We start from the raw sequence: 11,969 nt of genomic DNA on the forward strand, positions 1-11,969 counted from the left end.
AATCAGATCCGCGCCGCGGCACCGGCTGCGCCGCCCGGGATGTTTTTGATAACGGATCCGATGATGAATGCACCGATGAAGGCGTTTGGCCCGATCAAGGCCGTGATTTTCGACATGGACGGTCTGCTGCTGGACACCGAAGGCATCTACACCGAGGTCACCTCGCTCATCGCCGAGCGTTACGGGCGGACTTTCGACTGGAGCATCAAACAGAACATCATCGGTCGCGGGGCCAATGATCTGGCGAACTACGTGGTGCAGGCGCTGGATCTGCCGATCAGCGCCGAAGAGTTTCTGGTAATCCGCGAGCCACTGATGCGTGAGCGCTTCCCCAAGGCCCAGGCGATGCCGGGCGCGGAGGAGCTGATTCGCCACCTCAAGGCGCACAACATTCCAATTGCCGTGGGCACCAGTTCGTCGCGGCAGTCGTTCGGCCAGAAAACCACCTCGCACCGCGACTGGTTTGCCCTGTTCGATTTCATCGTCACGGCGGACGACCCGGAAGTCGGCGCGGCGAAACCGGCGCCGGACATCTTCCTCACCGCTGCCCGCCGTCTGGGTGTCGCACCTGAAGATTGTCTGGTGTTCGAGGATTCGCCGTTCGGCGTTACCGCAGCGAAAGCCGCGGGGATGACCGCCATTGCGATTCCGGATGCAGCCATGGCCGATGAAAAATACGCGCATGCCGACGGGATTCTGCGCACGCTCAAGGCGTTCACTCCGAGTGCCTGCGGTTTGCCGGCGCTGGATTGGGCTTGATCAGCCAATAAGCACGCATGAAAAACGCCGCCCTCTGCAAAGAGGCGCGGCGTTTTTTGTACCCGGGATTCAGCGCAATCAGGCGCCAAAACCACCGTCGATGGTCAGGCTGGCACCGGTGATGTAACCGGCTTCCGGGCCTACCAGATAAGCGACGAAACCGGCGATTTCATCGGCGGTGCCGTAACGGCCCACCGCCATCAGCGGGATCAGGCTCTCGGCGAATTCGCCATGGGCCGGGTTCATGTCAGTGTCGACCGGGCCGGGTTGCACGTTGTTGATGGTGATGCCGCGCGGGCCGAGGTCGCGGGCCAGGCCTTTGGTCAGGCCGACCAGGGCCGATTTGCTCATTGCATACACACCGCCACCGCCGAAGGGCATGCGGTCGGCGTTGGTGCTGCCGATGTTGACGATGCGCGAGCCTTCGCCCATGTGTTTGGCGGCTTCCTGAGACGCGATGAACACGCTGCGGACGTTGATCGCCAAGGTCTGGTCGAAGTCTTCCAGTTTGAAATCTTCCAGCGGTGCGATGGCCAGGACGCCGGCGTTGTTCACCAGAATATCCAAGCGGCCAAAGGCTTCGACGGTGGTGCTGACGGCGTTGCGGATAGCGGCTTCATCGGCGCTGTCGGCCTTGATTGCCAAAGCTTTGCCGCCGGTGGCGGTGATGCTGTTCTGCAACTCTTCGGCCTTGGCGGTGGAGCTGACGTAGGTGAAAGCGACGGCGGCGCCTTCAGCGGCCAGGCGTTTGACGATGGCGGCGCCGATACCGCGGGAACCGCCTTGAATCAGAGCGACTTTGCCGCTGAGGTGTTGAGTGGTCATGTTCGATCTCCAGAGAATTCAAGGCGGGGTGCCTTGTTGTTGGAGCCGAGTATCGGCCTCGCATCGACAACCGTGTAGACCATGATTGCTATAGTCTGTGTAAACCAGAAGTTTATAGTGGCGATCATGGAAACTTTCAGCAGTATCGAATGCTTCGTGCGCAGCGCCGAAGTCGGCAGCTTTGCCGAAGCCGCCCGGCGCTTGAGCCTGACCCCGGCCGCCGTTGGCAAGAGTGTGGCGAAGCTCGAGGGACGGCTCGGTGTACGGCTGTTCCAGCGTAGTACACGCAGCCTTACGCTGACTGAGGCCGGTCAGCTGTTTTTGAATCAGGTCAGTGGCAGTCTGACGACGATCCAGAATGCGGTGGCCAATCTTTCGAGTGTGGAAGGACTGCCGGCAGGCACGTTGAAAGTTAGCATGGGCACGGTATTCGGGCGTTTGTACATCGTGCCGTTGTTGCAAGAGTTTTTACGTCGGTTTCCGGCGATCAACCCGGACTGGCATTTTGATAACCGTCAGGTCGATTTGATTGGGCAGGGTTTCGATGCAGCGATTGGCGGGGGATTTGAGTTGCCTCAAGGCGTCGTCGCACGCAAATTGACACCCGCGCATCGCGTGTTGGTGGCGTCCGCGGACTATCTGCAACAGCACGAGGCGATCGCTGAGCCGGATGACCTGCAACATCACGATGGCATCCTGATTCGTTCGCCGCAAACCGGTCGAGTACGCTCCTGGCAGTTGATCAGTGGCGGCAGTCAGCTCTGTCAGCCCTTGACCCTCAAGACGCGCATGACCATGAGCGACTCAGAAGCCGCCTGCGCCACGGCAGCACAGGGGTTGGGGATCGCACTGGTGAGCATGCCGTTTGCTGTGGGTTATCTTGAGGCGGGCACCTTGCAGCGCGTGCTGCCGGACTGGTACATCGATGACGGCAACATTTCGATCTATTACGCCGAGCATAAATTGTTGCCGGGCAAGACTCGGGCGTTTGTCGATTTTGTGATTGAGCAGTTTGCGCAGCAGGGGTTGGCGCGGCGGTTCAGTGCTTTCTGAGCAAGACGTGGCACCGAGTTGACCCATTCGCGAGCAAGCCCGCTCCCACATTGGATTTGTGAACGCCACAGATCCAATGTGGGAGCGAGCCTGCTCGCGAAGAACGATAACGCGGTCTACCGGGCAAACCGCTCCGCCCAGCCAATAATCTGCTTCGGCCGTGGTGTCGCGTAAGTCCGTACCTTGGACGTCGACAACCTCAGCCGCACCAGCGATTCAGCAATGGTCACCGCTGCCGTCACGCCATCCACCACCGGCACCCCGGTGCGGCGACGAATCTGTTCATCCAGCCCGGCCATGCCGCCGCAGCCCAGACAAATCACTTCAGCCTTGTCCTGGGTCACCGCCAGTTCCGCCTGCTGCACGATGGCTTCCAGTGCGCGCTGCGGTTCATGTTCCAGCTCCAGCACCGCCAGGCCACTGGCTCGCACCGACGCGCAGCGATCCCACAGGCCCGACAACTTCAGCCGATCCTCGATCAGCGGCACGGTGCGATCCAGTGTGGTCACCACCGAATAGGCGTGGCCGAGAAACATCGCGGTGCTGGCGGCGGCGTCGGTGATGTCCACCACCGGCACGTTGAGTAGCTCCTGCAAACCTTCGCGGCCGTGCTCGCCGTAACCGGCCTGAATCACCGCGTCGAACGGCTGATCGTAGGACATCACCCGATCCATCACGGCGATAGCCGCCAGGTAACTTTCGAAATTGCCTTCCACCGAATCGGCGCCGAAGAACGGCGTCAGGCCGACGATTTCCGTACCCGGGGCAGCGACCGCTTGCGCCGAGCGGGCGATGGCCTGGGTGATGGATTCGGTGGTGTTGACGTTGACCACAAGAATACGCATGGGAAGTCCTTATTGCGGGCAGTTCAGCGGCCCAAATCCGGGCCGCAAGGAAGTTAATGGCTGACGTTGTCGACGGCGATCGATTCGCCGTTGACGTCGGCGTAGTGCGGTTGGCGTTTGGCGATGATCAGGTAGAGCATCGCGGCAATGCCGGCGCCCACCAGCCAGGAGAACGGCGAGATGCTGTGGAAGCCCGGCACCAGCGCCAGGACGATGGCGATCAACGCTGCCGGAATGAACGCCGCCACGGCACGGAAATTCACTCCACGGCTGTAGTAATAAGCGCCGTTGGGATCTTCGCTGTACAACTGCGGGACGTTGATCCGGCCTTTGCGGATCAACCAGTAGTCGACCATGATCACTCCGTACAACGGGCCGAGCAGGGCGCCGAGGCCGGAGAGGAAATACACGATCACCAGCGGGCTGTTATAGAGGTTCCACGGCAGGATCAGCACGGCGATGGTCGCGCTGATCAGCCCGGCGCGGCGGAAGGTCAGGTACTTCGGCGCCAGGTTGCTGAGGACGAACGCCGGGGCGACGAAGTTGGCCATGATGTTCACCGCCACGGTGACGATCAGGAACGCCAGGCAACCCAGTACCAGGAAAAACGTGCTGGGGATCGAAGCGATGATTTCGGTCGGGCTTTCGATGATTCGCCCATTGATCTGAAATTGCGCACCGCAGAGCAGGACGGTGATGGTGGCGAACACCAGAATGTTCACCGGCAGGCCCCAGAAGTTGCCGATCTTGATGGTCTTGCGGCACGGCGAGGAGCGGGCGAAGTCGCAGAAATTGAGGATCAGCGTGCCGTAGATCGCCAGCCACAAGGCGCCGCCGGCAAAGATGTTGCGCCACATCTCGCCACCGCTCAGCGGTTCGCGGATCGACCAGGCAATCGTGGCGTTGGCCTGGGTGTACATCCACGCGGCGAGGGCGGCGACGGTCAGCAGAATCACCGGGCCGGCAAAAGCCTCGTAACGGCGAACCATTTCCATGCCGTAGGCGAGAATCGCCAGCTGCACGAACCAGATCGCCACGAAACACACCCAGCCCAGCGACGACAGGCCGAGGATCGAGTTGTGGTCGTAATCGGCGAAACCGGGGTGAATCGCCGTCAGCAGCACACGAAACACCACCGACGCCAGATACGTCTGAATCCCGAACCAGGCGATGGCGATCACCGCACGGATCAATGCCGGAATCTGCGCGCCGTGGATGCCGAAACTGATCCGGCTGATCACCGGAAACGGCACCCCGGTTTTCTGCCCCATGTAGCCGGACAGGTTCATGAAGAAGTACACCAGCGCCGCGCCGATCCCCAGCGACAGCAGAATCTGCCAGCCCCCCAGGCCCAGCGCGTACAGACCGATGGCGAACGAGTAGTTGGCGATGTTGTGCACATCGTTGGTCCACAGGGCAAAAATGCTGTACTTGCCCCAGCGCCGACCTTCGGCCTTGGTCGGAGCCAGATCGCGGTTGTGCAGACGGGGGCTCAGTTGTAACGGTTCAGTCAGACCATCGTGGGGCAATGGCTGGTCGAGGGCAGAGGCGGGCAGATTCAGCGCGATGTTGTTGGAGAGACTTGTACGCATTCCGGCAGGCTCCTGATGGGCGGGGCCGCGATGACTGTGCATGAGCGCTCAGGCTCGACAAATCTTCGTCGCGGCCAGCAGACATCACTGGTTACGGGGCATCTGCAGCCTGTACGGGATAGGGCGCTTCAGGCTTGCGGATCGAAAGTGTGGATTGATGTTTTGCAGTTTTGTATACAAAACATGTATGCACTAAAGCCAGATCTGTGCCAGTTAGCGGTCTATGGAGCGCCGTGCTCATTTCGAAAAGTTATCGATGAATGCTAAGTGCTTGAAAGTAAGCGGTTATAAATTGACCAATTGAACAGCTATTTATTTTTTACGGGGGATTTTGCGGAGGAGGTAAAGCAGAGGGGCGTTCAGCAGGGATGTAACTTTTCAGGGCGCGAAAACAAAAAGTGCACACATAAATGGCACCGATGGTGACATTCGTGTGTACACATTTTTTCATGGCACCACAAAGCAAATGTGGGAGCGGGCTTGCTCGCGAAGGCGTTTTACCAGTCAACAAATCCGGTGGCTGACAGACCGCTTTCGCGAGCAAGCCCGCTCCCACAGGGGGGCATCATTGGGGCGGAGATTTACGCCTTGCTGATGATATTCCCCGCATGCAGCCCGCATTCTTTCTGCGTCGCCTCTTCCCACCACCAGCGGCCTTCGCGCTCATGCTGGTTTGGCAGGACCGGACGAGTGCACGGTTCGCAACCGATGCTGATGAAGCCGCGTTCATGCAGGCTGTTGTACGGGAGCTCAAGCATGCGGATGTAGCCCCAAATCTCTCCGCTGGTCATCTGTGCCAGCGGGTTGAACTTGTACAGGGTGCGCTCGGCAGTGGAGAACGCGGTGTCGATTTCCATCACCGCCACCGCGCTGCGGGTGCCCGGGCTCTGGTCGCGGCGCTGGCCGGTGGCCCAGGCTTTGACGCCGGACAGTTTGCGCCGCAGCGGTTCGATCTTGCGGATGCCGCAGCATTCGCCATGGCCATCTTTATAGAAACTGAACAGGCCTTTTTCCTTCACGAACGGTTCCAGCTTTGTGTAGTCCGGCGACACCAGTTCGATATCGATCTTGTAGTGCTCACGCACCTGATCGATGAAACGGTAGGTCTCCGGGTGCAGGCGGCCGGTGTCGAGGCTGAACACCTTGACGTTCTTGTTCAGCTTCCAGGCCATGTCCACCAGCACCACATCCTCGGCGCCACTGAAAGATATCCACAACTCGTCACCGAACTCGGCGAAGGCGAGTTTCAGGATGTCCTGGGCGGATTTGTTGGCATAGGTCGTGGCGAGTTCCACGACATCGAACGTTGGGCTCATCAGGGCGGCTTCCTACAGGTCGGTGGCGCTGGGCGCTCTATATGGCGGCGATGTTAACAAAAAGCGGCGGGGTAGAGTGTGCCTGCTGCGTTGCGTGGTCGCGGGGGAGTCGCTAGAGTTCGGGCTCGCTCGACTCAATAATCACTACAAACGGGAGTGTCTTGTGGAAATTGCTTGCCTGGATCTTGAAGGGGTACTGGTACCGGAAATCTGGATCGCCTTTGCCGAAAAAACCGGAATCGAATCCCTCAAGGCCACCACCCGGGACATTCCCGATTACGACGTGTTGATGAAGCAGCGTCTGCGCATCCTCGACGAGCATGGCCTGAAGCTCTCGGACATTCAGGAAGTGATCGCCACCCTCAAGCCGCTGGACGGCGCGGTGGAATTCGTTGACTGGCTGCGCGAGCGCTTCCAGGTGGTGATTCTCTCGGACACTTTCTACGAATTTTCCCAGCCGCTGATGCGTCAGCTGGGCTTCCCGACCTTGCTTTGCCATCGCCTGATCACTGATGACAGCGGCCGGGTCACCAGCTATCAATTGCGTCAGAAAGATCCCAAGCGTCAGTCGGTGCTGGCGTTCAAGAGCCTGTATTACCGAGTGATTGCGGCGGGCGATTCGTATAACGATACGAGCATGCTGGGCGAGGCGGATGCGGGGATTCTGTTCCATGCGCCGGACAACGTGATTCGCGAGTTCCCGCAGTTTCCCGCCGTACACACCTTTACCGAGTTAAAGCAGGAGTTCCTCAAGGCCTCGAACCGCAACCTGTCCCTGTAAACCCCATCACTGTAGGAGCTGCCGAAGGCTGCGATCTTTTGATCCTGTTTTTTTAGATCAAGATCAAAAGATCGCAGCCTGCGGCAGCTCCTACGGGGGTTGTGTCATTCAGAGGTTTTGCAGGGTGTCGAGCAGAACTTTGACCTTGGTAATCGACTCCTGATACTCCGCCTGCCAGTCCGAATCGGCGACAATCCCTCCGCCACCCCAGCAGCACACCTGCCCATCCTTGACCAACAGACTGCGAATCGCGATGGAGCTGTCCATCTCGCCGCGCACGTCCAGATAAAGTAACGAGCCGCAATACAACCCGCGCCGGGTCGGTTCCAGTTCATCGATGATCTGCATCGCGCGAATCTTCGGTGCGCCAGTGATCGAGCCACCGGGGAAGCTGCCGGCGATCAGGTCCAGTGCGTCGCGATCCTCGGCCAGTTCACCGGTCACGCTGCTGACCAAGTGATGCACATTCGGATAGCTTTCCAGACTGAACAGCTCCGGCACCCGCACCGAGCCGATGCGGCAGGTGCGGCCGAGGTCGTTGCGCAGCAGATCGACGATCATCAGGTTTTCCGCGCGATCCTTGGGGCTGGCCAGCAGTTCGGCGGCGTTGGCCGCGTCTTCGGCGGGCGTCAGGCCACGCGGGCGGGTGCCCTTGATCGGGCGGGTTTCCACTTGTCGTTGGCTGACTTTGACGAAACGCTCCGGCGACAAACTCAACACCGCGTCGCCGTCTGGCAGGCTCTGGAAGCCGGAAAACGGCGTCGGGCAGGCCTCGCGCAACGCGCAATAGGCCAGCCACGGGTCGCCTTGACACGGCGCACGGAAACGCTGGGCGAAGTTGACCTGATAGCAGTCGCCGGCCTGAATGTAGTGATGAATGCGTTCCAGCGCCTGGCGATAGTCATCGGCCGACAGGTCGGCGGTCATCGGCGTGTTCAGCTTGAACGGCGTCAGCGTCGCTGAGGTCGGCTGGCTGAACAGCGCGATCAGCCGTTGCCGTTCGCTGGCGGCCAGTGACGGGTGAAACACCAGTTGGCTGGTGGCGGTCTGGTGATCGCTGATCAGCGCCCAGTCGTACAGACCGAACCGCGCGTCGGGCAATTGCAGATCATCCCGAGCCTGGCTCGGCAGGTGTTCCAGATGCCGACCGAAGTCGTAGCTCAGATAGCCGATCAGGCCGCCGGCGAACGGCAGTTGATATTCCGCAGGCAATTGCGCTTCGCCCAGACGGCTCAGATTATCCCGCAGGCGTTGCAGGAACAGGCTGCCGCTTTCGTCGGGCAACACCGCCAGTTGTTCCAGCGGCCAAGCGCTGAGCAGGTCATAACGGCCACGGTCGGCGCTCGGCCGGCCGCTGTCGAGCAGCACGGCGCCGGGCGCATGGCGGATAGCCGCGAAGTAGTCGGCGGGGTTGGCGCGGTAGGGCAGCGGGTGTACGGAACAGGTCAACATGGGCGGGGCAGATCGGCCATCGAGGCGGGGTGGGGATTGTAGTCCTCTCGGCTGCCAGATCAAAATCAAAAGCTACCCCCTCACCCCAGCCCTCTCCCCCAAGGGGGCGAGGGGGAAAGGGGGCGGATCTTCATGCTTTTCAAGTTCTGAGTTCGACTCGAACTTGCAGGTCGATGTACTTCGAGCATCCAACACGGTCAGTCCCCTCTCCCTCCGGGAGAGGGCTAGGGTGAGGGGCTCTTCAGCTTTTCAGCTTCAGCCCTCGACCGCCGGAATATGCCCAAACATTTCCTGAGTAAACGCCACTCGCTCTTCAACCGACTCGGTCACCCCTTGCGCCTTCAGCGCCTCCAGATGCGCCTCGACCGCGTGCGTACGCTGGGTCAGCCCGCAATCGTTGGCAATCTGGATATTCAGCCCCGGTCGTGCATTCAGCTCGAGAATCAGCGGGCCTTTTTCCTGGTCCAGTACCATGTCCACGCCGATGTAACCCAGCCCGCACAGCTCATAACAGCCGGCGGCGAGTTTCATGAAACCGTCCCAGTAGGGCAGTTGCACGCCGTCCACCGCGTTGGTGGTGTCGGGATGTTTGTTGATGATGTTGTTCAGCCAGGTACCGCGCAGGGTCAGGCCGGTGGCCAGATCGACACCGACACCGATGGCGCCCTGGTGCAGGTTGGCCTTGCCGCCGGACTGGCGGGTCGGCAGGCGCAGCATGGCCATCACCGGGTAGCCCATCAGCACGATGATGCGGATGTCCGGCACGCCTTCGTAGCTGATGCTCTTGAAGATCTGGTCCGGGGTCACCCGGTATTCGATCAGTGCGCGGTCGCGGTGACCGCCCAGCGAATACAGGCCGGTGAGGATGCTCGAGATGTGGTGCTCAAGTTCTTCGTGGGCGAGGATCTTGCCCGAGACCGTGCGATAGCGGCCCTCGAAGCGGTCGGCGATGACGATGATGCCGTCACCGCCGGCGCCCTGGGCCGGCTTGATCACGAAGTCGTTGTGGCTGCCGATGATCGCGTCGAGCTTGTCGATTTCCTTTTCCGTGGAGATCACACCGTACAGCTCCGGCACGTGAATGCCGGCAGCGATGGCGCGCTCCTTGGTGATGATCTTGTCATCGACGATCGGGTACAGACTGCGCTTGTTGTACTTGAGCACGTAGTCGGCGTTACGCCGATTGATGCCCATGATGCCTCGGGCTTCCAGCGCCTTCCAGGTCTTCCAGAAACCGAACATCAGGCGTCAGCCTTCTTCAGGAAAGCCTTGAAACGCACGAGTTCGGTCAGGCGATAACCGCGATAGCGACCCATCGCCAGCATGAAACCCACCAGAATCAGCAGGATCGCCGGGAAAGTGAACACGAAGTACACCAGCTCCGGCACGGTCATGATCAGGTGCGCCAGCGAGGCGGCGAACAGGGTGCCAATCGCCACTTTCATGGCATGGCTGGCGCCGCGTTCTTCCCAGGTGATCGACAGGCGTTCGATGGTCATGGTCAGAATCACCATCGGGAACAGCGCCACCGACAGACCGCGCTCCAGACCGAGCTTGTGGCTGAACAGACTGATCGCTGCGATCAGCACCACCACGAAGGTCAACACCACCGACAGACGCGGCAGCATTTGCAGCTTCAGGTGTTCCAGGTACGAGCGTAATGACAGGCCCAGCGCGGTGATCACGGTAAACAGCAGGATGCCGAAGCCCAATTGCGTTTCGCGGAAGGCCAGGGCGATCAGCACCGGGGTGAACGTGCCGAGGGTCTGCAGGCCGATCAGGTTACGCAGGATCAGGATCACCAGCACGCCGATCGGGATCATCACCATGATCATGAAAGTCTGCTGGGTCTGCAGCGGCAGGCCATACAGCGAGTATTCGAGGAAGTTGGCGTCGGTGTTTTCGTCGGTCAGCTTGGCCAGACGAATCGCGTTCATCTCGCTGTTGTTCAGGCTGAAGGTCACGTTGGCTTTCTTCGCGCCCTCGATGGTGATCAGGTTTTCATCACCGGTCCACCACAGCAGGCGGTCGGTCGGCAGGCCTTGCTCGCCGGTTTCCGGGTTGAAGTACAGCCAGTCGTTGCCGTTGAAGCTGCGCAGCCACAGTTCCGGGGTTTGCGGTTGATCGGCGACGAGGCGGATGGTGTGGACTTTTTCCACCGGCACATGAGCGATGGACAGCAGCAGCTCGACGATTTTCGCTTTATGCGCGGTCGACGGGTCGCCGGCCAGCAGCAGTTTGACGTTGTCATCGTTGGCGTTGTTGACGCGTTTGATCGCCTCGCCAATGAAGGTTTCGACGTCGGCCGAGTGTTGGCGAATCGGCGCGAGCAAGGCTTCGGCGGCGATTTTTTCCGGGCCTTCGATGGCGATGCTGTCGCGGAAGGTCGGGCCTTTGATCTTGGATTTTTCTGCGGTGTAGCGCTTGGTCAGCACCAGACGGTAATAAAGGGTCTGGTTGCCCTTGGCCCGGCGCGCCGACCAGGTGACCTTGCGGTTGCCGTCGACGCGGTTGACCGCCACGCCGTAATTATTGGAGATAAAGCTTTCGTTGAGGCTGACGTAATCGCGGCTCAGCGGTGGCACGAACATCTGCACCTTCACCGGGTCCTTGGTACTGGCGACGAACTCGACTTTGGCGTCGATGTTCCACAGGTCGTCGGTGGCGTCTTCGGTCACCGGAATGCCGAGCACGAAAATCTGATAGGCCGTAACCGAAACGCCCAGGAGCACCAGAATGGTGATCAGGATTTTCAGGTGGAAGGTTAGAGAACGCATGGAAATTACTCGGCGGTATGAGCGGCGATGGTGCAGGCGGGTTTGCCGGCAGCGTATTTAAGACTGGGGTCGACCAGCGCATCGAAGCGTTTCAGCGCTTCGGAGCCGATCAAAAGCGGGTATTGGAACGCACTACGGTCGGTCAGGTTCACTTCGATGCTGCGCAGCGCCGTGCCCATGCAGATATCCAGTTCGATCACCGGGCGGGCCGTGTATTGCTTGCCTTCTTCCGGGTCGTAGTCGCCGGCGCGGCGCTTGATCTTGCTGACCCGGGCCAGCGGCCGCTCGATCGGGTGCGAATGCGCAGCGTCGATCGCCAGGTAGAAGCGCACCCAGGACTCGCCGTTACGTTTGAAGCGTTTGATGTCGCGGGCACTCAGCGAGGCGGTCTTGGCGCCGGTGTCGAGTTTGGCCGCGACTTCCAGATTGATGCCATCAAGCGCTGCATATTCGTTGAGGCCGTACACGGTTTTTTCCCCCGCCGTGGCGAGGCCGGGCAGGCAAAACAGCGCAAAAAATGTGGGGAAGGGCTTGAGTCTCATAAATCCTGGTGCGCAGCGTTCCGTTTT

11 protein-coding genes are annotated in these 11,969 nt (G+C 60.2%); 3 read left to right on the forward strand and 8 right to left on the reverse strand.

Going from position 1 to position 11,969, the window contains the following annotated elements; translation table 11 throughout:
• The first annotated feature begins 63 nt into the window (after positions 1-63).
• Positions 64-759 carry an HAD-IA family hydrolase gene (locus V9L13_RS01575; protein WP_338801253.1) on the forward strand — a complete coding sequence of 232 codons (696 nt, stop codon included), beginning with the start codon at positions 64-66 and terminating at the stop codon, positions 757-759.
• A 78-nt stretch (positions 760-837) separates the two neighbouring features.
• On the opposite strand, the gene V9L13_RS01580 is transcribed toward V9L13_RS01575, so the two are convergent.
• A complete protein-coding gene (locus V9L13_RS01580; RefSeq protein WP_338801254.1) occupies positions 838-1,584 on the reverse strand; it encodes a 3-oxoacyl-ACP reductase family protein in 747 nt (248 codons plus the stop codon).
• Between the two features lie 126 nt (positions 1,585-1,710).
• On the opposite strand from V9L13_RS01580, the gene V9L13_RS01585 reads away from it, so the two are divergent.
• Positions 1,711-2,637 (forward strand): LysR family transcriptional regulator, encoded by a 927-nt coding sequence (locus tag V9L13_RS01585; protein ID WP_338801255.1) that lies wholly within the window; start codon positions 1,711-1,713, stop codon positions 2,635-2,637.
• Between the two features lie 116 nt (positions 2,638-2,753).
• On the opposite strand, the gene V9L13_RS01590 is transcribed toward V9L13_RS01585, so the two are convergent.
• From V9L13_RS01590 to V9L13_RS01600, 3 genes are all read right to left on the reverse strand, one after another.
• A complete protein-coding gene (locus V9L13_RS01590; RefSeq protein ID WP_003223258.1) occupies positions 2,754-3,482 on the reverse strand; it encodes an aspartate/glutamate racemase family protein in 729 nt (242 codons plus the stop codon).
• Between the two features lie 53 nt (positions 3,483-3,535).
• Positions 3,536-5,074 carry an NCS1 family nucleobase:cation symporter-1 gene (locus tag V9L13_RS01595; RefSeq protein WP_338801257.1) on the reverse strand — a complete coding sequence of 513 codons (1,539 nt, stop codon included), beginning with the start codon at positions 5,072-5,074 and terminating at the stop codon, positions 3,536-3,538.
• 581 nt (positions 5,075-5,655) lie between these two features.
• Positions 5,656-6,390, reverse strand: a complete 735-nt coding sequence (locus V9L13_RS01600) for a phosphoadenylyl-sulfate reductase (protein ID WP_338801258.1) — start codon at positions 6,388-6,390, stop codon at positions 5,656-5,658.
• Positions 6,391-6,553: 163 nt separating this feature from the next.
• Here V9L13_RS01600 and thrH point away from each other — a divergent pair, with 163 nt between their 5' ends.
• Positions 6,554-7,171: a bifunctional phosphoserine phosphatase/homoserine phosphotransferase ThrH gene (thrH, locus tag V9L13_RS01605; protein ID WP_338801259.1), complete on the forward strand. Its 618-nt coding sequence runs from the start codon at positions 6,554-6,556 to the stop codon at positions 7,169-7,171.
• Between the two features lie 108 nt (positions 7,172-7,279).
• On the opposite strand, the gene pabB is transcribed toward thrH, so the two are convergent.
• The 4 genes from pabB to V9L13_RS01625 all read right to left on the reverse strand — a co-directional run bounded on the left by pabB (position 7,280) and on the right by V9L13_RS01625 (position 11,942).
• A complete protein-coding gene (pabB, locus tag V9L13_RS01610; RefSeq protein ID WP_338801260.1) occupies positions 7,280-8,623 on the reverse strand; it encodes an aminodeoxychorismate synthase component I in 1,344 nt (447 codons plus the stop codon).
• A gap of 255 nt (positions 8,624-8,878) precedes the next feature.
• On the reverse strand, positions 8,879-9,865 hold the full coding sequence (locus tag V9L13_RS01615; RefSeq protein ID WP_338801261.1) for an alpha-L-glutamate ligase-like protein: 987 nt from the start codon (positions 9,863-9,865) through the stop codon (positions 8,879-8,881).
• Positions 9,865-11,400, reverse strand: a complete 1,536-nt coding sequence (locus V9L13_RS01620; protein ID WP_003223266.1) for an inactive transglutaminase family protein — start codon at positions 11,398-11,400, stop codon at positions 9,865-9,867. Before V9L13_RS01620 ends, V9L13_RS01615 begins: the two co-directional genes overlap by 1 nt.
• A 5-nt stretch (positions 11,401-11,405) precedes the next feature.
• The gene (locus V9L13_RS01625; protein WP_103484623.1) at positions 11,406-11,942 is read right to left on the reverse strand and encodes an ATP-dependent zinc protease; all 537 of its coding nucleotides are present in this window, start codon (positions 11,940-11,942) and stop codon (positions 11,406-11,408) included.
• Positions 11,943-11,969 lie beyond the last annotated feature (27 nt).

The organism is Pseudomonas sp. RSB 5.4, from assembly GCF_037126175.1.
Classification (GTDB): domain Bacteria; phylum Pseudomonadota; class Gammaproteobacteria; order Pseudomonadales; family Pseudomonadaceae; genus Aquipseudomonas; species Aquipseudomonas fluorescens_H.